Source organism: Pseudomonas graminis, from assembly GCF_004364335.1.
Taxonomy (GTDB): domain Bacteria; phylum Pseudomonadota; class Gammaproteobacteria; order Pseudomonadales; family Pseudomonadaceae; genus Aquipseudomonas; species Aquipseudomonas graminis_D.
The window spans coordinates 22,916-44,542 of the sequence record NZ_SOCR01000021.1; the positions used below are offsets into that span (position 1 = coordinate 22,916).

Here is a 21,627-nt window from a genome sequence, read left to right on the forward strand (position 1 = left end):
TCAGATATCCAGAAGCCCGCGAACAAGGTGTTGGAGTTTACGGGTCAGCGGTCCAACCGGCCAGTTCAGATGCTCGACGCCACGCACCGGCCAGATGCCGTACACGCTGTTGCAGACAAACACCTCATCGGCCTTTTGCAGGTCGGACATCTGCAGCTCCAGCTCGCGGGCCGGCATATTCTCGCGCTCCGCCAGTGCCAGAATCTCGGCCCGCATCACACCGGCCACGCCACAGCGGCGCAGGTCCGGGGTCAGCAACACGCCGCCCTTGACCATAAACAGATTGCTGTAGACCGCTTCGACGATGCGCCCCGACACGTCCCGCATCAGCCCTTCGGCATAATCGGCACTGTGCCATTCCCCACGGGCCAGCACTTGCTCAAGTCGATTGAGGTGCTTGAGCCCGGCCAGCTGCGGCTGCTCGGCGAGGCGGGTCTCACAGGCGAACAGTTTGATGCCCTGTTCTGCATGACTTTCAGGGTAAGCCGGCAGCGGACCCGCCTGAAGGATGCGTCTCGGTTGCGCGTCCGAAGCGGGTGCATAGCCACGCACGCCGTCGCCACGAGTGACGATGAGTTTCATCACGCCTTCACCCAACTGAGCGGCGAAGCGACGGCACTCGTCCTCGACCAGCGCCAGATCGAGGTTCAACGCCAGGCGCTGCGCCCCCAATGCCAGACGCTGCAAATGACGCGGAAAGAGCACTGGCTGCCCGACCTTGACGAGGACGGTCTCGAAGAGACCATCGCCGTACGCCAACCCCCGATCCTTGACGGCAAGGGAGTCCGCTGCAAGGCCATCGATCCAGCTCACGATCATTCGGCGTAACGGCGGAAGACCAGCGAACCGTTGGTACCGCCAAAACCGAAGGAGTTGGAGATCACCACGTCGATCGGCATTTTCCGCGGCTCATGGGGAACGAAGTCCAGGTCGCAGCCTTCGTCGGGCTCGTCGAGGTTGATCGTCGGTGGCGCGACCTGATCCTTGATCGCCAGCACACTGAAAATCGCTTCGATCGCACCGGCGGCACCCAACAGGTGGCCCGTCATCGACTTGGTCGAACTGACGGCCAGTTTGTAGGCGTGATCGCCGAACACTTTCTTGATGGCGCTGACTTCAGCCAGATCGCCCGCAGGCGTGGAGGTGCCGTGGGCATTGATGTATTGCACGTCCTCGGGACGAACTTTGGCATCCCGCAGGGCATTGGTGATACAGCGCGCGGCACCGGCGCCGTCATCCGGCGGCGAGGTCATGTGAAACGCATCGCCGCTCATGCCGAAGCCGATCAGTTCGGCGTAAATGGTTGCGCCCCGCGCCTTGGCGTGCTCGAGCTCTTCGAGGACCATGGCGCCAGCACCGTTGGACAGTACGAAGCCGTCGCGGCCCTTGTCCCACGGGCGACTGGCGCGCGCAGGCTCATCGTTGCGGGTAGACAGTGCGCGGGAGGCGCCAAAGCCGCCCATTCCCAGGCCGCAGGCTGCCATTTCAGCGCCGCCGGCAATCATCACATCGGCTTCGTCGTATGCGATGTTGCGCGCGGCCATGCCGATGCAGTGCGTACTCGTGGTGCAGGCGGTGGCGATCGCGTAGTTGGGGCCCTGTGCGCCGAGATGGATCGACAGGAACCCGGAAATCATGTTGATGATCGACCCTGGTACGAAGAACGGGGAGATCTTGCCTGGCCCCTGCTCATGCATCAGCCGGCTGGTGTTCTCGATATTGGTAAGGCCCCCGATGCCCGATCCCATCGCCACGCCGACACGCTCGCGGTTGGTATCGTCGATCTTGATACCGGAGTTGCGCACGGCCTGAAAGCTTGCAGCCAGCCCGTACTGGATGAACAGATCGAGTCTGCGGGCCTCTTTGGCCGACAGGTATTCCTCGACGTTGAATCCCTTTACCGAACCGCCAAAGCGGGTGGTGTATTGGGACAGGTCCGTGTGTTCGATAGGCCCAATGCCACTCTGGCCAGCCAGAATGCCTTGCCAGGTGCTCGGCACATCCGTGCCCAAAGGCGTCAGCATACCCATACCGGTGACCACGACGCGTCTACGCGACACAGGACTCTCCTTTCTTCTATTGATGAAACGCTGCCCTATTCAAAGAAAAAACCGCACGCCAGGGGCAGTGCGGTTTCTCCAGGACAGCAAACTACGATTACAAAATCTTACGCCTGGTGGGCAGTAACGTAATCGATAGCCGCTTGAACAGTGGTGATCTTCTCGGCTTCTTCGTCAGGGATTTCGGTCTCGAATTCCTCTTCCAGAGCCATTACCAGCTCAACGGTATCAAGGGAGTCGGCACCCAGGTCTTCAACGAAAGAAGCACTGTTGGTGACTTCCTCTTCCTTGACGCCAAGTTGTTCGGCAACGATTTTCTTGACGCGCTCTTCGATGGTGCTCATACCGTGTTTTAACTCCTAGTGGACAAATTCAGGCAGCTGGCCGATGGGTAAGTGTATAGAAGAGGTTTTGCGCATTTCAAGCTAAACGCAATTCCCGCTACGCCCGACAGCCCTCTGCCCCTTAAAAGATTTCAGCTTTATAACGGATTTTAGACAGCCCGTATGACATTTTTTCGATACGACCGGTCACATGTACATGCCGCCGTTGACGGGGATTGTAGCCCCGGTAACGTAGCCTGCACCTTCTGAGGCAAGAAAAGCGACAACATGCGCGATCTCTTCTGCCTGCCCCAGTCGGCCCAGAGGAATCTGTGCCGTCAGGGAATCACGTTGCGCTTCTGGCAGCTCGCGCGTCATGTCGGTGTCGATGAAACCCGGCGTTACCGAGTTGACCGTCACTGCGCGCGACCCGACTTCACGTGCCAGGGCACGGCTGAAGCCTTCCAGACCCGCCTTGGCGGCTGCGTAGTTTACTTGACCTGCGTTGCCCATGGCACCCACCACCGAGCCAATGCTGATGATCCGGCCCCAACGCGCCTTGGTCATCCCGCGCAGAACGCCCTTGGACAGGCGAAACAGGCTGTTCAGGTTGGTGTTGATGACGTCATGCCACTCGTCATCCTTCATTCGCATGATCAGGTTGTCACGGGTAATCCCGGCGTTGTTGACCAGGATCAACGGCGCGCCGACGCGCTCGGTGATCTGTGCCAGCACACTGGTAACGGACTCGTTACTGCCTACGTCCAGCGCCAGACCGAAGCCTTCGATGCCGTTTTCCTTGAAATAAGCGGTGATCTTCTCGGCGCCGGCCTCCGACGTCGCGGTGCCCACGACCGTGGCGCCATTACGGCCCAGTTCAAGGGCGATGGCCCGGCCAATGCCACGGCTCGCGCCGGTGACGAGTGCAACTTTACCCTGACTCATGCAGGCGTCTCCTAATCAGGCCAGCGCCGCACGAGCGGCGGCGAAGGCGTCTGGGGTATTGAGGTTGTGAGTGGCCACGCCATCGGCGCAACGCTTGTTCAATCCGGCGAGGACCTTGCCAGGGCCGCACTCGACCAGCTGCAGGGCGCCCTGGGCTGCCAGCGTCTGGATCGATTCGACCCAACGCACCGGCTTGTAAAGCTGCTGCAGCAGATCGGCTTTCAGCGTCTCGAGGTCGGACACGACACTCGCGGTGACGTTCTGCACCAGCGGGATCTGCGGCACCTGCCAGTCAATGGCCGCGATCGACTCGGCGAAGCGTTCGGCCGCCGGGCGCATCAGCTCGCAGTGCGAAGGCACGCTCACTGGTAACGGCAAGGCACGCTTGGCGCCCCTGGCCTTGCAGACTTCGATGGCACGCTCCACGGCGGCCTTGGCACCGGCAATCACGACTTGTCCGGGCGAATTGAAATTCACCGCACTGACCACATCGCCCTGAGCCGCTTCGGCACAAGCAGCAATGACCACCGCATCGTCCAGGCCCAGAATGGCCGCCATGCCGCCCTGCCCAGCAGGCACGGCTTCCTGCATCAACTGACCGCGGCGCTCGACCAGCTTGACCGCGTCGGCAAGGGTCAGGCTGCCGGCCGCAACCAGTGCGCTGTACTCACCCAGACTGTGGCCGGCGACATACGCCGGGCGCACCCCGCCTTCCGCCAACCACAGACGCCACAAGGCAATCGATGCGGTGAGGATGGCAGGCTGGGTTTTATCAGTCTGATTGAGGCTCTCTTCGGGGCCCTGCTGGGTCAGTGCCCAGAGGTCGTAGCCCAGAGCAGCGGAAGCTTCTTTGAACGTCTCCAGCACCAGCGGATGCTGCGCGCCCAGCTCGGCCAGCATGCCGAGGGACTGCGAGCCCTGGCCCGGAAAGACAAATGCGACGGAAGCAGACATTAACAAGCCCCTGATTATTCTCGTCAAAATGAGCGTCCGGCGGGCCGAACGCGAGGTAATTCAATGTGTTGCGATGGACAATTGGATGACCGCACGGTCACAGGCGTCACATTCTAGCCCAAGACTCGCATTGAAGCCCTACAGCAGATCCTCAAGACGACCGCGCAGGCGCTGCGGCAGGTTTTCCTGAATTTCGATCAGCGCCCGCTGTATCGCGCTCTGGAAACCCTGCGCATCGGCCGAACCGTGGCTCTTCACCACGATGCCCTGCAGACCGAGAAAGCTGGCGCCATTGTGCCGCGCGGGCGCCAAATCGGCCTTGAGCCTGCCGAGCACGGGCCTTGCCATCAAACCCACCAGTCGCGACAGCACGTTGCGGCGAAAAAGCCGCTCGATCCGCTCGCCAATCATCAATGCCAGGCCTTCGCTGGACTTCAGCAGCACGTTGCCGACGAAGCCGTCGCAGACCACGACGTCTGCCTCGCCCCGATACAGGCCATCGCCTTCGACGAAACCGATGTAGTTCAGCCCCGGCGCAGCCTGCAGCAGACTGGCCGCCAGCTTGACCTGCTGATTGCCCTTGATGTCTTCGGTGCCGACGTTCAGCAGTGCAACCCTGGGCTGCACCACACCCAGAGCCTCGGCCGCCACCGACCCCATCACGGCAAACTGATAGAGATGCTCGGCGGTGCAATCCACGTTCGCGCCCAGATCCAGCAGCTGGCAATAACCGACTCGTGTGGGAATCGCAGCCACCATGGCCGGGCGGTCGATGCCCGGCAGGGTTTTCAGGACGAATCGGGACAGCGCCATCAAGGCACCGGTATTGCCTGCACTCACACAGGCGTGGGCCTTGCCTTCGGCGAGAAGCCCCAGCGCGACGCGCATCGAAGAATCAGGCTTGCCACGCAAAGCCTGGGACGGACGCTCATCCATGGTGATGATTTCACTGGCATGCACAACGTGCAGGCGCGAGCGATCGACACCGGAGTGGCGTGCGATAAGTTCTTCAAGAAGGGAGGCTTGACCGACGAGGGTCAGATGCAACGAGGGAGTGGCAAGCAGGCAGGCAATGCTGGCCTGAACAATGTTGCGGGGACCGAAGTCCCCGCCCATTGCGTCGATCGCGATGACCGGAGCAGACAAGAAATTACTCGTCAGCGCCCTTGTCGATCACTTTACGGCCACGGTATACGCCTTCTGGCGATACGTGGTGACGCAGGTGAACTTCACCGGTGGTTTTTTCTACAGACAGAGTGCTAGCCTCGAGAGCGTCGTGCGAACGACGCATGTCACGGGCAGAGCGGGATTTTTTGTTCTGCTGAACAGCCATAATTGATTAACTCCTAAACGTTTGGGTCACGCTTTAACTGCGCCAATACACTGAACGGGTTGGACCGCGTTACCTCGTCCTCGCTCGGTTCGGACTCATTAAGGTCCGCCGGCGGCTGGCATTCTTTCGGATCATGAGTTGGAACAATGGGCAAGGCGAGCAGAAGCTCATCCTCGATCAAAGCCAGCAGATCCATGGGATCTTCGCCGAGTTCCAGCACGTCATAGCCTTTCGGCATCGACTGGGTGTTTGCACCCTCCTTCACCACGGCATAACTGCACTCGCTGTGGATCGGAAAGGTGACCAGCTCAAGACAACGCTGGCAAACCATTTTGACTTCGACGTCAATTTCGCTGTGGATAACCACAGCCCGTTGTTCGTCTCGCTCAAAAACGAATTTCGCCTGCACCGTACCGAGATTGTCAGCAAGCGGGTCGCAGAGTCTCTCCAAATCAGCCAGCAGCATCTCTCCCTGAAGAGTAGTGCCACGATCAGCTAATTTGCGCGGGTCAACGTGAGGTGGAATCGGGTCATTCAACATAGGCGCAGCATTCTAGGGACGACCCTTGCGACTGTCAAAGGAAATTCAGGCCTGTTCGCAACCTGACCTGCTGATTACACTCGACTTTCATGTTTCGGAGCCACCCATGCTGCCTCTACTCCTTGCTTCCAGCTCGCCTTACCGCCGCGAATTGCTCGATCGCCTGCGCCTTTCATTCGTCTGCGCATCGCCCGACATCAATGAAAGCCGCCGGCCAAACGAGTCGGCAATTGATCTTGTGACCCGCCTGGCCCGCGAGAAAGCCATGGCACTGGCTGAACAATTCCCGGACCACCTGATTATCGGTTCGGATCAGGTGGCCGTGCTTGGCGAGCAGATCCTCGGCAAGCCCCACACGTTCGAGCGCGCGCTGGAGCAGCTCCAGGCGAGCAGCGGCAACAGCGTCAGCTTCCTCACCGGCCTTGCGCTCTTCAACAGCCGCACAGGCGAGTGCCAGGTTGATTGCGTGCCTTTCACCGTGCACATGCGTCAGCTGGACGACGCTCGCATCAGCCGCTACCTGCACGCCGAGCAACCCTATGACTGCGCGGGCAGCTTCAAGGCTGAGGGACTGGGCGTCAGCCTGTTCCGCAGCACCGAAGGCCAGGATTCGACCAGCCTGATCGGCCTTCCTTTAATACGCCTTGTGGACATGCTGATGAATGAAGGCATTGAGCTGCCCTGACGTCGATAAAAAACCGACCCGAAAAACCCGACCAATGGCCGGGTTTTTCATCACGCATGAAGCTGAAGGATCAGCGCAGTGAAGGACCTTTGAAGCCTGCCCACATCGCGATCTGCTCGGCGACGCTGGCACCCATCTTTTTCGAGAAACGATCGAACGGCGATTCTTTAACCGTGTAATCGACCATTTCCTTCTCGCCGATGATATCGCGCGCCACGTAGCTGGCACTGCCAAGCCCATCGACCAGACCCAGGCCCACCGCCTGCTCGCCGGTCCAGACCAGGCCCGAGAACAGCTCGGGATGGTCCTTGTCTTTCAGGCGATCACCGCGACCCGCTTTCACGCTGGCGATGAACTGCTGGTGAGTGGTGTCCAGAACACCCTGCCAGAACGCAGTCTCGTCAGGCTTTGGCGGCTGAAACGGGTCAAGGAAGGCCTTGTGCTCGCCCGAAGTGTAGGTACGACGGTCAACACCCAGTTTCTCCATGGTCCCGACGAAACCGAAACCGGCCGCCGTGACACCGATCGAACCCACCAGACTGGCTTTGTCCGCGTAGATCTGGTCGGCGGCGCTGGCGATGTAATACGCACCGGACGCGCCGAGATCAGTGATCACCGCATACACCTTGATGTTCGGCTTCTGCGCGCGCAGACGGCGGATTTCATCGTAGATGTAGCCCGATTGCACCGGACTGCCGCCCGGGCTGTTGATGCGCAGAATCACGCCCTTGGTTTTTTCGTCTTCGAACGCTGCCCGCAGGCTGCCGACGATGTTGTCGGCACTGGCGGCCTCGGTGTCGGCGATCATCCCCTTCACTTCGATCAGCGCGGTGTGGCTGGTGCTGCGTGACGCGCCCTTGCCGAAATCCATCAGCGGCGAGAACAGCGCCAGTGCGCCGAACAGATAAAGAAAGGTCAGGGATTTGAAAAAGATCCCCCAGCGCCGCGACCGACGCTGCTCCTGCACACTCGCGAGCAGGGTCTTTTCCAGCAGTTTCCAGCTCTTTGCATCCCCTGCGTCGTCGCGCTCTGGCGAAGACGGAGATTTCCATTCATCCGACATAAATCAGTTACCCCAACAACGAAGTTTCAGCAGTCCGCGCACCCAACCAGGTGCGCAATTCGGAAAAGTGCTCGATCGCCAGACGCGGCTGGTATTGAAGCAGAGAGCCTAGCGCTTGCGCGCCGTACCCGACAGCCACTGAATCCATTCCGGCGTTACGCGCCATCAGCAGATCGAACGAAGCATCGCCGACCATCAGCGCTTTTTCAGGCCTGACGCCGCAATGCTGCAGGATTTCATTGAGCATCAGCGGATCGGGCTTGCTGGCCGTTTCGTCCGCTGCGCGCGTGGCATCAAAGAAGTCGATCCAGCCGTGCGCTTTTAACACCCGATCCAGACCACGCCGGGCTTTGCCGGTGGCGACCGCTAAACGATAGCCCTCGGCACGAAACGCCTCAAGTGACTCGTGCACCCCGTCGAACAGCTTCGAAGGCTCAACGTCCATCGCCATGTAACGGTCGGCGTAGTGTTGCCGGAAATCGATCAGGTCGCTGTCGGTGACGTCCGGGTACAACGTGCGAATCGCCTCCGGCAGACCAAGCCCGATGATGCCCTTGATGGCTGAATCATCACGCACCGGGCGACCGGCAAGGTGTGCGGCGGCCTGCATCGCATCGACAATACGACCGATGGAATCGGACAGCGTACCGTCCCAGTCGAAGATCAGCAGCTCGTAATCAGGGCGCAAGCAGCAGTCGCTCCACGGTCTTGGCCCACATCTCGTCGACGGGCGCTTCAACTTTCAGCTCGCCACCGTCCGGCAGCGGCACGGTCAGAGCATACGCATGCAGAAACAGGCGCTTGCCACCAAGGTCACGAATTTCGCGACTGAAATCCTCGTCACCGTACTTGGGGTCACCGGCGATGCAATGGCCGGCATGCAGGGCGTGCACGCGAATCTGGTGGGTACGACCGGTGATGGGCCGGGCTTCGACCATGGTGGCGAAGCCCCCGAAGCGGCGCAGGACCTTGAACAACGTCAGCGCCTCCTTACCTTCGTCGTTGACCTCGACCATGCGCTCGCCGGAGCGAAGGTTGCTCTTGAGCAACGGCGCCCGGACCTGCTTCTGCGCGGTTGGCCAGTTTCCACGGACCAGTGCCATGTAACGCTTGTCCACGCCGTCGCCGCGCAACTGCTCGTGCAGGTGACGCAACATGCTGCGTTTCTTGGCGATCATCAACAGCCCGGAGGTGTCACGGTCCAGACGGTGGACCAGCTCCAGCTCCTTGGCGTCGGGACGCAGCTGACGAAAGGCTTCGATGACGCCAAAGCTCAAGCCGCTGCCGCCGTGAACCGCGATGCCAGCGGGTTTGTTGAGGACGATCAGGCCTTTGTCTTCGTGGACGATGGCGGCTTCAAGGCGCTGCAGCAAACCCTGGGCGACGGGCACGGGCTCGTCACGCTCAGGCACCCGAACGGGTGGCACGCGCACGACATCGCCCGCCTGAAGCTTGTACTCGGGCTTGATCCGGCCTTTGTTCACACGCACTTCGCCCTTGCGCAAAATGCGGTAAATCAAGGTCTTGGGAACACCCTTGAGGTACGTGATCAGAAAGTTATCGATGCGTTGACCGGCAAATTCCGGCGCAACCTCTACCAGCCGGACGCCGGGGGTTGGGGGTGTGAGATTTGTCATGGCGCAAATCATAACAATTTTTTATGGATTTGAAGCACTTAATGATTGCTGCTATAGTCGCGAACGCCGCCAAAAGCGGCCTGGACAGCGGACAAACGGTATGACAGCCGGCCCTGCCCAACGCAATTCACGAGGGCGCGAGGCCGTCCTACGGGGCTTTCGGTGACAACGGAAGATACGCAAGCGTAACGAGCGCAGGTGACATGAGGCCTGAAACAAGCCCGATCGCAGAGTGAGTCACTCGCCATCGAGGCCCACGTTCAAGGCCAGTTCACAAAGTGCAGTCGCTGGCAGTCGCTCCGGGCGAATGTTTCGGAAACCATGCCTTATTTGAGCCATGACGCGCGAACTTCCCATGGAAGATTGCGATAAATGCAACCCGCTGCGGATTCAGCGCGCGGCAGCACCCGAATTATCAGGGATACGTGTGGGGTGGAGACGCACAACCGTCGGACTGTGTAGCACAAGGCTTTATTCAAGACGCTTCATATCGTCCGCTACCGATGGTTGATTCCTCCTCCTGACAAAGCTTTTGCTGACAGGGTGTCATTTGTCACCACAGCAAGCAGGAACGTCGTCGCGACTCGGCCCCGCTGGCCGAACCTCGTTAGACACTGGAGTGTTCAAGCACTCCTGACGTGCCCTGACACCGACCGTGAGAAGTCGTGTGTGCCGAACGCCGTTTCCGGCAGCCCGGAAACCGACGGTACTACATGAAAAGAATGCTGATTAACGCAACTCAACCCGAAGAGTTGCGTGTTGCGCTGGTAGACGGCCAGCGCCTCTACGACCTGGACATCGAATCCGGGGCCCGCGAACAGAAAAAGGCCAACATCTATAAAGGCCGGATCACGCGTATCGAACCCAGCCTTGAAGCCGCGTTTGTCGACTTCGGCTCCGAGCGTCACGGCTTTCTGCCGCTGAAAGAAATCTCCCGCGAATACTTCAAGAAGTCGCCTGAAGGCCGCGTCAACATCAAGGACGTCCTGAGCGAAGGCCAGGAAGTCATCGTTCAGGTCGAGAAAGAAGAGCGTGGCAACAAGGGCGCAGCCCTGACCACGTTCATCAGCCTCGCAGGCCGTTACCTGGTCCTGATGCCGAACAACCCGCGCGCCGGCGGCATTTCGCGCCGTATCGAAGGCGAAGAGCGCAACGAACTGCGTGAAGCGCTGAACGGCCTGATCGCCCCTGCCGACATGGGCCTGATCGTTCGCACTGCCGGCCTTGGCCGCAGCAGCGAAGAAATGCAGTGGGACCTCGATTACCTGCTGCAACTGTGGACCGCGATCAAAGAGGCTTCCCTCGACCGCTCCGCACCTTTCCTGATCTATCAGGAAAGCAATGTCATCATCCGCGCCATCCGCGACTATCTGCGCCAGGACATCGGCGAAGTGCTGATCGACAGCGTCGAAGCCCAGGAAGAAGCGCTGACGTTCATCCGTCAGGTGATGCCGCAGTACGCCAGCAAGATCAAGCTCTACGAAGACAGCGTCCCGCTGTTCAACCGTTTCCAGATCGAAAGCCAGATCGAAACCGCCTTCCAGCGCGTCGTCGAACTGCCTTCCGGTGGCTCCATCGTCATCGATCCGACCGAAGCCCTGGTGTCCATCGATATCAACTCGGCGCGCGCCACCAAAGGCAGCGACATCGAAGAGACCGCCCTGCAGACCAACCTTGAAGCGGCTGAGGAAATCGCCCGTCAATTGCGTCTGCGCGACATCGGCGGCCTGATCGTCATCGACTTCATCGACATGACCCCGGCCAAGAACCAGCGCGCCGTGGAAGAAAAGGTCCGTGAAAGCCTCGAAGCTGACCGTGCCCGCGTCCAGGTCGGTCGCATCTCGCGCTTCGGCCTGCTGGAAATGTCCCGTCAGCGTCTGCGTCCATCCCTGGGCGAGAGCAGCGGCATTGTCTGCCCGCGTTGCAACGGCACCGGCATCATCCGTGACGTTGAGTCGCTGTCGCTGGCGATCCTGCGCCTGATCGAAGAAGAAGCGCTGAAAGACCGCACGGCCGAAGTGCGCGCTCAGGTGCCGATCCCGGTCGCTGCGTTCCTGCTCAACGAAAAACGCAACTCGATCACCAAGATCGAACTGCGCACCCGCGCGCGCATCATCATCCTGCCGAACGACCATCTCGAAACCCCGCACTTCGAAGTGCAGCGTCTGCGTGATGACAGTCCGGAAGCCCACAGCCTGCAGACCAGCTATGAAATCGCTGCCGCTGCTGCTGAAGTGGAAGAAGTTGCACCGCCTGCCGCCGCGACCCGCACCCTGGTTCGCCAGGAAGCAGCGGTCAAGACCGCCCCGGCCCGCGCCAACGCGCCGGTTCCGGTTGAAGCCGCTGCGCCGGTTGCCGTTGCGCCTGCACCGGTCGCCCATGAGCCAAGCCTGTTCAAGGGCCTGGTGAAATCGCTGGTCAGCCTGTTCGCTTCCAAGGAAGAGCCTGCTGCTGCCGCGCCTGCCGCTGTGGTCGAAAAGCCGGCTACTGAGCGCCCTGCGCGCAACGACGAGCGCCGTAATGGCCGCCAGCAGAGCCGCAGCCGTAATGGCCGTCGTGACGAAGAACGCAAGCCGCGTGAAGAACGCGCGCCGCGTGCCGATCGCGAAGAACGCGCACCCCGTGAAGAACGGGCGCCCCGCGAAGAGCGCGCACCTCGTGAAGAGCGTGCACCGCGCGAGCCTCGTGAAACCCGTGACGAAACCACTGCACCACGCGAAGAGCGTCCGGCCCGCGCCCCACGGGAAGAGCGTCAGCCACGTGCCGGGCGTGAAGACCGCAAGCCGCGTGAAGAACGTGTGCGTGAACTGCGTGAGCCGATCGACGCCGCACCGGCTGTCAATCTGCCCCGCGAAGAACGCCCTGAGCGCGCCCCGCGTGAAGAGCGTCAGCCACGTGCGCCGCGTGAGGAGCGTCAACCACGCGCCGAACAGGCTGCGGTCGTTGCCGAAGACGAAACCCTGCTGACGACCGAAGAGCAACAGGAGGACAATCAGGAGCACGCTGAAGGCGATCGTCCTCGTCGTCGTTCACGCGGTCAGCGTCGTCGCAGCAACCGTCGCGAGCGTCAGCGTGATGCGAATGGCAATGAAATCGAAGGCAGCGAAGGCGTTGAGGGTTCAGAAGGTTCTGAAGCCAATGACGGCGAAGGCAACGAGCACAGCAACGAGCACAGCAACGAGCACGGTCATGAATCCCATGACGAAGTGCACGCGAACGCCGACCGTGGTGATGTCGCCGCCGGTGCAAGCGTTGCTGCTGTAGCCGAGCGCGTCATCAGTGCCACCGCCGAAGCCGATGCCCACCGTCAGGCTGAACGTGCCAACACGGCCGTCGAAGCCAGCGCAACTGAAGCAGCGCCGGTCGCTCAGGCCTACGAAGCAGCGCCAGAAGCGCCGGTCGTCGAAACCCCTGCGCCTGAAGCCAAGCGTTCGGTGATGCCGGAAGTGGAAGTGGCCACATTCGACGCCTCGTTGAGCCCGTTCGAACGTCAGGTGAAAGCAGCCGCTGAAGCCGAATCGACCGACGCGCCAGCGAGTGCCGAGACTCCGGTCGCTGTTGAAGCGCCAGCGGTTGTCGAAGCCCCGGCTTTCATGCCGACTCCTGCGCTGCTGCATGAGGCGGTTGAAGTCGCCGTCGCTGAGCCGGTTCACGTTGTTGAGCCTGTCAAAGCGGCTGAGCCTGTTCAGGCTGCCGAGCCTGCCAATGCGCCTGAGCTCGCTCAGATCACTGAACCGGCCCTGGCTGCAGAGCCAGAGCAAGCCAAGTCGCCGGAAATCGAAGCGCCTAAAGTTGTCGAACCCGTTGCTCAGCAGCCAGTGGCGGCTGAACCGGTCATCGCGCCAACCGTGGAAGCAGCCGATCAGACCGCAGCGCCGGAAATCGTCGCTGCCCCAGTCGCTGTTGAACCTCCTCAGGCGCCGGTTGCAGAACCAGCCAAAGAAGAGGCGATTGCGCTGCCGGTTGCCAGTAATGGCCGTGCACCGAACGATCCTCGTGAAGTGCGCCGCCGTCGTCTGGAAGCCGAGCGTCAGCAGAAAGAGGCCCAAGCCTCGGATGAGCCTAAGCCGCTCGTTTAATCGGCTGTAACCAAAAAGCCCCACCTGTGTGAGCAGGTGGGGCTTTTTTACGCCTGGCGGTCAGGGGTGTGGCAATTAGCGCGGTTGGGCTTGACTGAGATCAGGGCGGTTGAAAGGTCAACGCAGCAGGCACGTCAACGTCCCACAATACGCCGGGGTCGTCGACTTCGATCTCCTTGATCCGCGCGCCCTGGAAAAGCCTTTTGGCGCCCTTCTCCCCCGCCAGCGCCATGAGCGCCGGCCCGAATGCACGACCAAAAGCGACTGGATGACCATACCGCCCACCATGGACCGGTACGCTGATGGCGTCGTCCTCCACCGAGCGGGCCACGCGCTCAAGGGTGTCAGCGTGGATGAAGGGCATGTCGCCCAATGCGATCAACCAGCCGCGATGGGCAGGCTCGGCCGAAACGGCCGCGGCGATGCTGTCGCCCATGCCGGGGGAATCCAGCACCACCACTTCACAGCCGTGTCGCAGGCCCAGCTCAGCAACGCTGCTGTAATCGGCTCGGGTCAGCAGGACGGTTTTATCGGCGAGGGGTCTGACGCTGGCGAGCACCTGCTCCAGCACCGATCGCTCGATGCCATCGCGCCCGAGGCATTGCGCCAGGAGCTTGTTGCGGTGGTGACCGGCGACGGCCCGGTAACGGCTGCCGAGGCCGGCCGCCAGCACGATGGCACACAGGGTTTCACTCATGTTCAACCCTCATGGGATACACGCTGATTGAAACTCAAACAGGGAGCGGACGCATTCCAAGATCAGTAAAGGTTGGGTTCCATTTCCAGCGCAACACCGAAGCGCTCGAGGACGTCCGCTTGAATCCGCTGCGCCAGGCCGAGCAGCTGCTTGCCCGACGCCTCGCCATAATTGACCAGCACCAGCGATTGCAGCGCATGAACACCGGCGTCGCCATCACGAAAGCCCTTCCAGCCCGCCTGCTCGATCAACCAGCCGGCCGCCAGCTTTACCTGGCCATCGGCCTGAGGGTAGCCGACCACACCAGGGTGCGTGAGTTTGATGACAGCCACGCGCTCGGCGGACACCAGCGGATTCTTGAAGAAACTCCCTGCATTGCCCAGCGTCGCGGGGTCCGGCAGTTTTTCGCTGCGAATGGCGCAGATCGCCCGGCTCACGTGCATCGGCGAAGGCTCTTTAATGCCCTGCTCTTCCAGCCGTTGACGCACGGGGCCGTAGTCCAGATGCAGACTCGCCGAATAGCTGAGCTTGAAACGAACCCGCAGGATCAGCCAGCGGTTCGGCTGATGCTTGAACAGGCTGTCGCGGTAGCCGAACTCGCAGTCGACCAGGGTAAACTCCCGCAGCTCGCCGCTGTGTCGATCGATCGCGATCAGGCTGTGGAAAACATCCTTGAGCTCAACGCCGTAAGCGCCGATGTTTTGCATCGGTGCGGCGCCGACGGTGCCGGGAATCAGGCTGAGGTTCTCCAGCCCGGCCAGGCCCTGGGCGAGCGTGTCCAGCACGAAAGGATGCCAGGGCTCCCCCGCCTCCGCTTCAACAATGGCGCCGCCGCAATCCTCATGGGTGATGCGGATGCCACGGCTGGCCATGCGCAACACGAGGGCATCGACATCACGGGTCAGCAGCAGGTTACTGCCGCCACCGATGACCATCAGGGGCACATCGTGGCTGGCCGAATACGCGAGGGCCTCGCGCACGTCGTCGTCGTTGAACGCTTCGGCAAAACGCCGGGCGCGCACAGCCACGCCGAACGTGTTGTAGGGCTTGAGAGACACGTCATGCTGCACATTCAGCGTCATGGGTGCATCCGCGAAAACGGTGGAAGAACGACCAGAGCCATGCTCATCAACCCTCCAGCAGACGACGAACGCGTTCCAGGTCTTCAGCGGTGTCGACGCCGGCCGGTGGCGCTTCCAGGGCATCGGCCACATGAATGCGCACCCCGTGCCAGAGCGCACGCAACTGCTCAAGGTTCTCGGTGTTTTCCAGCCAGCATGGGCCCCAGTTGACGAAGTCGTGGAGGAACCCGGCGCGGTAGGCATAAATGCCGATATGGCGACGGTACGGCACACCTTCCGGCAGCTCGTCGCGGGTCTTCGCCAGCGCATCGCGAGCCCAGGGCAGCGGCGCGCGGCTGAAGGTCAGGGCCAGGCCGTTGAGGTCCGAGCAGACCTTGACCACGTTCGGATTGAACAGCGATGCCACATCGTCGATCGGCTCGGCGAGGGTCGACATGCGCGCTTCAGGGTGCGCAGCGAGGTTGTCGGCAACCTGATCGATCACGGCGGGCGGGATCATCGGCTCGTCGCCCTGGACGTTGACCACGATGGCGTCGTCGGCCAGGCCCAGCTTGGCGGCGACTTCGGCCAGGCGGTCGGTCCCGGAATTGTGATCGTCGCGGGTCATCAGCACTTCGGCGCCGAACGCCTGGCAGGCCTCGACGATGCGCTGATCGTCAGTGGCAACTACCACGCGCTCTGCGCTGCTTTTACGCGCCTGCTCCCAGACGTGCTGGATCATCGGCTTGCCGGCGATGGTTTTCAGCGGCTTGCCCGGAAAGCGACTCGATCCGTAGCGCGCCGGGATGACAACGGTGAACGCTGCGGTCATTTGTCCAGGCGCTCGTCGGTGGTGAGGGTGCGCGCTTCGCTTTCCAGCATCACCGGAATGCCGTCGCGGATCGGGTAGGCAAGGCCGGCGCCTTTGCTGATCAGCTCGGTTTTGTCGGCGCTGAGCTTGAGCGGACCCTTGCAGATCGGGCAGGCAAGAATGTCGAGCAATTTGGTGTCCATAAGAGATCCTGAGCGAGTCATGGCAAAAGACGGGTTAACTGCGAATCGAACCAACTGACGAACGCCGGAGAAGGCACCGCTTCCACGGCCAGGTACCACCAGTCCGGCGCGGCGAAGGACGCGCATTTGACGGCGTCTTTCTCGGTCATGACCACGGGCAATGCCGGGGTGAACGACAGGGCCTGGGCACTGAACACGGCGTGGTCGGCGAACGCATGTGGAACAGGCCGCCAGTGTAGTCCTTCGAGGGTGTTGAAGAAACGTTGCGGATTACCGATGCCGGCCACCGCATGGACCTGCTGCCCGGGCGGGAAATGATCCACCGGCCGGCGTTCACCGGTTACCAGGTTGACCAGCGCCGAGGGCTTGAGCTGAAACCCGAAGCCGTCTTCGCGATCCGCGCCCGCGCCGTTGTAAAGCAGCGCATCAACGCTCTGCAGCCGCTCGACCGGTTCGCGCAATGGCCCCGCCGGCAGGCAGCGGCGATTGCCAAGCCCGCGAACGGCATCGATCAGCACCAGTTCGAGGTCGCGATTCAGGCGATAGTGCTGCAGGCCGTCGTCGGAAAGAATGAGATCGAGGGGCTCTTCAGCCAGCAGGGCGCGCACGGCTTGCGAGCGGTCGGGGTCGATCATCAGCGGCACGCCGGTGCGATTGACGATCAGCAGCGGCTCATCGCCCGCGTGATCGGCGGGCTGTTGCGGCAGTACGCGCCAGGGCAGACTCGGCGGCTTGGCGCCGTAGCCCCGACTGACCACACCCACGCGCAGCCCCCGCGCCCGGCAATGATCGATCATCCACAGAATCAGCGGCGTCTTGCCGGTGCCGCCAATCGTGATATTGCCGACCACCACGACCGGAACGGGCGATTTATAAACTTCGCCCTGCCCTGCGAGGAAACGCGCGCGCTTGCGGTTGACCACTCGCCGGTACAGGCATTCGAGCGGGCGCAGCAGTGCCAGCGCCGGATGGCCGTTGTACCAGGCGTCGAGCAGTCGGTCAGTGAATGCCATCAGTTAGCCGATGCGGCCTCGACGGTGGTCATGCGCAAATGAGCGAAACCGAGCTTGCCTGCAGCGTCCATGGCGGTGATCACCGCCTGATGGGGGGTCTTGCCGTCCGCGCTGATCGACAGCGGCAGACTGGTGTCGCCCTCGGATTCCTTCTGCAGGGCATCGATGAGGGTTTCCAGTTTGCTGTCGCCCAGCAGCGTGTTGTTGACCGAATAAACGCCGTCGGCATTGATGGTGATATCGAGGTGTTTTTTGTCGACGTCATCGGCCGAAGCCCCGGTCACCGCCTGGGGCAGGTCGACACGCAGCTGGGTTTCCCGGGTGAACGTAGTGGTCACGACGAAGAACAGCAGCAGGATGAACACCACGTCGATCAGCGACACCAGATTGATGTCGATGGTCTCCCTGGGCTTGCGACGGCGGAATTTCACTTCTTCTTGCCCTCGCCACGGGCCGCAGCCTTGAGGTCGGGCTTGGCGTCGGTGAGGTCAACGTCACGATCGCCCTGCACGACTTCCACCAGCTTGATGGCTTCCTGTTCCATGCCGACCACCAGCTCGTCGACACGGCTTTGCAGATAGCGGTGAAAGAAGATCGCGGGAATGGCGACGGTCAGGCCCGAGGCGGTGCAGATCAGCGCCTTGCCGATGCCGCCGGCGAGCATGCCGGCGTTCCCGGTCATGCCGCTGCTGGTGAACGAGCTGAAGATGTCGATCATGCCGAGCACGGTACCCAGCAGCCCCAGCAGCGGCGCCATGGCAGCGATGGTGCCGAGTGTTGCCAGATAGCGTTCAAGCTCGTGAATGACCCGTGCCGCGGCTTCCTCGATGCACTCTTTCATGATCTCGCGACCATGGCGGGAATTGGCCAGACCAGCGGCGAGGATTTCGCCCAGTGGCGAGTCGGCGCGCAGCTCCTTGAGCTTCTCGGCGCTCAGCTGGTTGTCCTGAATCCAGCGCCACACCTGGCCGAGCAAATGCGGCGGCGTGATGCGACTGGCGCGCAGGGTCCAGAGGCGTTCGATAATGATTCCGACGGCGGCGATGGAACTCAAAATGATCGGTAGCATCATCCAGCCACCTGATTTGACCAGCTCCCACACAGCGACCACCCCCTCAAAAAAAGTGGCGCCACTCTAACATAGCGTCGGCGCCTCGCCGAACGTGTCGATGAATAACCATCCCTTTCAGTCACGCCAGAAGCGTCGTGTCCTACGGTCAGCCCGGGCATCTTCGTAGGCGCCCAATTGCACGGTGATTGCACCCAGTTCAGCGCTGTCGTGGGTTGCCATGCCGGACCACGCGTAGCGCGACATCACCAGAGGATGGGGATGACCGAACGCATTATTCCGGCCTCGGGAAATCAGCACGCCGCGCGCACCGACGGCGCGCAGGAACGCCCGGGACGATGAGCTGCGGCTGCCGTGGTGGGGGGATTGCAGCCAGTGGGCGCTGGCGTTGAAGCCGTCGTCGAGCATCGCGCGTTCCGCCGCCACGTCGATATCACCGGTGAGCAACAGCCGCTCGCCATTGGCCTCGACGCTGAGCACGCAGGAGGCCTGATTGCCCTCGGCGGCTTGCTCCCAACTCCAGGTGGAAAAAGTCACCTGATCCCACGTCCATGTTTCCCCGTTACGGCAGGGCTCGGCCGACAACTCGGCAGGCATGCGCCCTACGTCGCCTGTCAGCACCCGCGCAACGGGCATGCCCTTGCGAACGGCTGCGGCGCCACCGGCATGGTCGGAATCGGCGTGACTGAGCAGCAGCGTATCCAGCTGTCTGATTCCGGCGCGGCGAATGGCCGGCAGCACCACGCGCTCGCCGATATCGAAATCACCGAAACGCGGCCCCGCGTCATACAGCAGTGCGTGGTCGCGGGTGCGCAGCAGAATGGCCAGGCCCTGCCCCACGTCCAGCTGCAGCACTTCCACTTGCCCGAGGGGCACGGTTTTCTGCGGCGGGAAGAGGCACAGCAACAGCAACGGCCAGCCCAACGGGCGCATGGGCAGGCCGTTGGGCAGCAACAGCAGCAACGCGCCGAGCAGGCTCAGCGGCCAGACCCACAATGGCACGTGGGTGCCGGTCCAGGCCGGGGCGAGATCGGCCATGAACGTCAGCCAGCGAAACAGCCCGTCCATCGAGCCCCCCGCCAGCCACAGCAGGCTTTCGCCAAGGGGCGGGATCGCCAGCAGCAGTGTGCCGAGCAATGCCAGCGGCAAAATCAACAGGCTCACCCAGGGCACGGCCAGCAGATTGACGGCCGGACCGCTCACGCTCACTGGCAGGTTCAGCGCCAGCAGCACCGGCAACAACCCCAGCGCGATCAGCCACTGTGCGCGGGTCCAGCTCTGCAGCCAGCTCCACCGCCCGAGGCGCCCGCTGAAAATCAGCATCAAGATCGCGACCGCCAGAAATGACAGCCAGAATCCGGGGCGCAGGGTGATCAACGGCTCGGCAATCAGCACCAGATTCAGCGCAAGCAATAGCGGCCACGTCGTGCCCAGATGGCGGAAACGCAGACGCCAGAGCAACACCAGACCCAGCATGATGACAGCCCGTTGCACCGGCACTTCAAAGCCTGCCAGCACGCCATAGGCCAGTGCGCCCGCGAACGCCGCGATGCACGCCGAGGGCAGCCAGGGCAAAAACGGGGGCCACGCACCCCAGCGGGCCAGCCCGGCAACGAGCCCGTAGAGCAAGCCGGCGAGCAAGCCGATGTGCGTCCCGGAAATGACCAATAGGTGAACGGTGCCGGTGTCCTGCAGGACTTGCCAGTCGGCGGCGCTCAGTCCGGAATCGTCACCCAGCACCAAGGCGGCCAGCCCGCCTTGCCTGCCTTGGGCATCCACACTCAGCAGGCGCTGACGAATGCCGTCGCGCCAGTTGCCCCGCGCCGGTTCCAGCAACTGGCCGTCCACCACCGTGCCGGTGGCGCCAATGCGCTGGGCCAGCAGCCAGGCCTGGTAATCGAAGGCGCCGGGGTTGACCAGCCCGCCCGGCCGCTTGAGTTTGACCGCCAGACGCCAGCGCTCGCCGCTGCTGACAGGCGGACCGCCGTACCAACCAATGCGGATCTGTTCGGGCAACCGCTCGCGTCGTGATACGGGATCATCCAGCTGAAACCGCACCACGCCGTCGAGGGTCTGCGGCAGCCCGACCACGCGGCCTTCCAGCCAGAGGGTCTGCCCATCGAGGCGCTCGGCCAGTCGGTCGTCCAGCGCGGACGAAGCCAACACACAGGCCCAGGTCAGGCCGAACAGGTAAAACGCCAGCGGGTAGGTACGAAACGGCAACAGCATCAGCGCCACCACGGGCATCGCCATGAGCAACCAGACCGGCGGTAATGCCGGCAAAAAACGTAGCGTCAGCAATCCGAGTGCGAGGGCGAGCATCCCTGTGCGCATGAGGCTTTCCTTGTCTGCGGGCGAAATCGACCTCCATGGCTTAGTCGATGCCCCGGCACGCGCGCTTATTAATTGTCACAAAGTCTGAATTTGCGTTTGCGACTATCCGTGCATACTTCCCCGAATTTCCCGCCCACCTCGCCGGATTCCCGTATGCCACGCCACCTGATCAAGCGGTACATGCCCGATCCGAACAGCATCCGGGAACACAAATCCTTACGCTTTCTTGGCTCACTTCTGCACGACCCCAACCTCTGGCACCTCAATCGACACTCCGTGGCGCGCGCAATGGGGATCGGGCTGTTCGCCGCCTTGATGCCCATGCCGTTGCAGATGCTGCTGGCCGCCGTGCTGGCGATCTGGGTGCGGGCCAATATGCCGATTGCGGTGAGCCTATGCTGGCTGACCAATCCGCTGACGATGCCGCCGGTGTTCTATTGCACCTATAAAATCGGCGCGCTACTGATGGGCTTGCCGCCGCGGCATCTCCCGGACGAGCTGAGCTGGGACTGGATCAGCGGACAACTGTCCACCTTGTGGCAGCCGTTCTTGCTGGGATCGGTGGTAGCGGGGATCGTGCTCGGGGTGGCGGGGTATTTCGGGACGATGGCGTATTGGCGGTGGTGGGTCGGACGGCAGTGGAAGGCGCGTCAGGTGCGGCGTAAGTCAGTGTAAGAGCGCGCTTGCCCGCGAACGCGCCAAGCCAGAAGACATGATCGTTCCTACGCTCCGCGTCACTAGTGTCCGGGGAAAGTCCAGAGGGGGAGCTTGCTCCCCCTCTCTGACCGCATCCATACGGCATAATCAGTCTTTTCCCAC

Annotated in this window: 22 protein-coding genes; 3 read left to right on the forward strand and 19 right to left on the reverse strand. The window is 62.0% G+C overall.

What is annotated here, in order from left to right; genetic code table 11:
* From pabC to EC919_RS26865, 8 genes are all read right to left on the reverse strand, one after another.
* Window positions 1–816, reverse strand: coding sequence for an aminodeoxychorismate lyase (gene pabC / locus EC919_RS26830; protein ID WP_133777427.1), 816 nt, complete (start codon window positions 814–816; stop codon window positions 1–3).
* Window positions 816–2,060 carry a beta-ketoacyl-ACP synthase II gene (gene fabF, locus EC919_RS26835; protein WP_133777390.1) on the reverse strand — a complete coding sequence of 415 codons (1,245 nt, stop codon included), beginning with the start codon at window positions 2,058–2,060 and terminating at the stop codon, window positions 816–818. Before fabF ends, pabC begins: the two co-directional genes overlap by 1 nt.
* Before the next feature lie 107 nt (window positions 2,061–2,167).
* Complete coding sequence (gene acpP, locus EC919_RS26840; RefSeq protein ID WP_016973676.1) at window positions 2,168–2,404, reverse strand: acyl carrier protein; 237 nt, start codon at window positions 2,402–2,404, stop codon at window positions 2,168–2,170.
* Between the two features lie 186 nt (window positions 2,405–2,590).
* A complete protein-coding gene (gene fabG, locus EC919_RS26845) occupies window positions 2,591–3,328 on the reverse strand; it encodes a 3-oxoacyl-ACP reductase FabG (RefSeq protein ID WP_133777392.1) in 738 nt (245 codons plus the stop codon).
* A gap of 15 nt (window positions 3,329–3,343) precedes the next feature.
* Window positions 3,344–4,282 (reverse strand): ACP S-malonyltransferase, encoded by a 939-nt coding sequence (gene fabD / locus EC919_RS26850; RefSeq protein ID WP_133777395.1) that lies wholly within the window; start codon window positions 4,280–4,282, stop codon window positions 3,344–3,346.
* 138 nt (window positions 4,283–4,420) lie between these two features.
* Window positions 4,421–5,428 carry a phosphate acyltransferase PlsX gene (gene plsX, locus EC919_RS26855; RefSeq protein WP_133777397.1) on the reverse strand — a complete coding sequence of 336 codons (1,008 nt, stop codon included), beginning with the start codon at window positions 5,426–5,428 and terminating at the stop codon, window positions 4,421–4,423.
* Between the two features lie 4 nt (window positions 5,429–5,432).
* The gene (rpmF, locus tag EC919_RS26860) at window positions 5,433–5,615 is read right to left on the reverse strand and encodes a 50S ribosomal protein L32 (protein WP_003179396.1); all 183 of its coding nucleotides are present in this window, start codon (window positions 5,613–5,615) and stop codon (window positions 5,433–5,435) included.
* Between the two features lie 13 nt (window positions 5,616–5,628).
* Complete coding sequence (locus EC919_RS26865) at window positions 5,629–6,156, reverse strand: YceD family protein (RefSeq protein ID WP_133777399.1); 528 nt, start codon at window positions 6,154–6,156, stop codon at window positions 5,629–5,631.
* A 106-nt stretch (window positions 6,157–6,262) separates the two neighbouring features.
* Between EC919_RS26865 and EC919_RS26870 the strand changes: the two genes are divergently transcribed.
* Window positions 6,263–6,841, forward strand: coding sequence for a Maf family protein (locus tag EC919_RS26870; protein ID WP_166650643.1), 579 nt, complete (start codon window positions 6,263–6,265; stop codon window positions 6,839–6,841).
* A 70-nt stretch (window positions 6,842–6,911) separates the two neighbouring features.
* On the opposite strand, the gene sppA is transcribed toward EC919_RS26870, so the two are convergent.
* From sppA to rluC, 3 genes are read right to left on the reverse strand one after another with little or no spacing between them, the layout of a single operon-like run.
* Window positions 6,912–7,904, reverse strand: coding sequence for a signal peptide peptidase SppA (sppA, locus tag EC919_RS26875; RefSeq protein WP_133777401.1), 993 nt, complete (start codon window positions 7,902–7,904; stop codon window positions 6,912–6,914).
* Between the two features lie 7 nt (window positions 7,905–7,911).
* On the reverse strand, window positions 7,912–8,592 hold the full coding sequence (locus EC919_RS26880; RefSeq protein ID WP_133777403.1) for an HAD-IA family hydrolase: 681 nt from the start codon (window positions 8,590–8,592) through the stop codon (window positions 7,912–7,914).
* Window positions 8,582–9,541 carry a 23S rRNA pseudouridine(955/2504/2580) synthase RluC gene (gene rluC, locus EC919_RS26885; protein WP_133777405.1) on the reverse strand — a complete coding sequence of 320 codons (960 nt, stop codon included), beginning with the start codon at window positions 9,539–9,541 and terminating at the stop codon, window positions 8,582–8,584. The genes EC919_RS26880 and rluC overlap by 11 nt, the downstream gene beginning before the upstream one ends.
* A gap of 713 nt (window positions 9,542–10,254) precedes the next feature.
* Between rluC and rne the strand changes: the two genes are divergently transcribed.
* Window positions 10,255–13,620, forward strand: coding sequence for a ribonuclease E (gene rne, locus EC919_RS26890; protein WP_432213856.1), 3,366 nt, complete (start codon window positions 10,255–10,257; stop codon window positions 13,618–13,620).
* A 100-nt stretch (window positions 13,621–13,720) separates the two neighbouring features.
* Here rne and EC919_RS26895 read toward each other — a convergent pair whose 3' ends face one another.
* The 8 genes from EC919_RS26895 to EC919_RS26930 all read right to left on the reverse strand — a co-directional run bounded on the left by EC919_RS26895 (window position 13,721) and on the right by EC919_RS26930 (window position 20,808).
* Window positions 13,721–14,317 carry a nucleotidyltransferase family protein gene (locus tag EC919_RS26895; RefSeq protein ID WP_133777409.1) on the reverse strand — a complete coding sequence of 199 codons (597 nt, stop codon included), beginning with the start codon at window positions 14,315–14,317 and terminating at the stop codon, window positions 13,721–13,723.
* A 62-nt stretch (window positions 14,318–14,379) separates the two neighbouring features.
* Window positions 14,380–15,399: a UDP-N-acetylmuramate dehydrogenase gene (gene murB / locus EC919_RS26900; RefSeq protein WP_133777411.1), complete on the reverse strand. Its 1,020-nt coding sequence runs from the start codon at window positions 15,397–15,399 to the stop codon at window positions 14,380–14,382.
* A 46-nt stretch (window positions 15,400–15,445) separates the two neighbouring features.
* On the reverse strand, window positions 15,446–16,210 hold the full coding sequence (gene kdsB / locus EC919_RS26905) for a 3-deoxy-manno-octulosonate cytidylyltransferase (protein ID WP_133777413.1): 765 nt from the start codon (window positions 16,208–16,210) through the stop codon (window positions 15,446–15,448).
* Window positions 16,207–16,392, reverse strand: a complete 186-nt coding sequence (locus tag EC919_RS26910; protein ID WP_003174668.1) for a Trm112 family protein — start codon at window positions 16,390–16,392, stop codon at window positions 16,207–16,209. Before EC919_RS26910 ends, kdsB begins: the two co-directional genes overlap by 4 nt.
* A gap of 17 nt (window positions 16,393–16,409) precedes the next feature.
* On the reverse strand, window positions 16,410–17,405 hold the full coding sequence (gene lpxK, locus EC919_RS26915; protein ID WP_133777415.1) for a tetraacyldisaccharide 4'-kinase: 996 nt from the start codon (window positions 17,403–17,405) through the stop codon (window positions 16,410–16,412).
* A complete protein-coding gene (locus tag EC919_RS26920; protein WP_065993112.1) occupies window positions 17,405–17,836 on the reverse strand; it encodes an ExbD/TolR family protein in 432 nt (143 codons plus the stop codon). The genes lpxK and EC919_RS26920 overlap by 1 nt, the downstream gene beginning before the upstream one ends.
* The gene (locus EC919_RS26925) at window positions 17,833–18,507 is read right to left on the reverse strand and encodes a MotA/TolQ/ExbB proton channel family protein (protein ID WP_133777417.1); all 675 of its coding nucleotides are present in this window, start codon (window positions 18,505–18,507) and stop codon (window positions 17,833–17,835) included. The genes EC919_RS26920 and EC919_RS26925 overlap by 4 nt, the downstream gene beginning before the upstream one ends.
* A gap of 84 nt (window positions 18,508–18,591) precedes the next feature.
* Window positions 18,592–20,808, reverse strand: coding sequence for a DNA internalization-related competence protein ComEC/Rec2 (locus EC919_RS26930; RefSeq protein WP_133777419.1), 2,217 nt, complete (start codon window positions 20,806–20,808; stop codon window positions 18,592–18,594).
* A 153-nt stretch (window positions 20,809–20,961) separates the two neighbouring features.
* On the opposite strand from EC919_RS26930, the gene EC919_RS26935 reads away from it, so the two are divergent.
* Window positions 20,962–21,483: a DUF2062 domain-containing protein gene (locus EC919_RS26935; protein WP_133777421.1), complete on the forward strand. Its 522-nt coding sequence runs from the start codon at window positions 20,962–20,964 to the stop codon at window positions 21,481–21,483.
* Window positions 21,484–21,627: the final 144 nt, after the last annotated feature.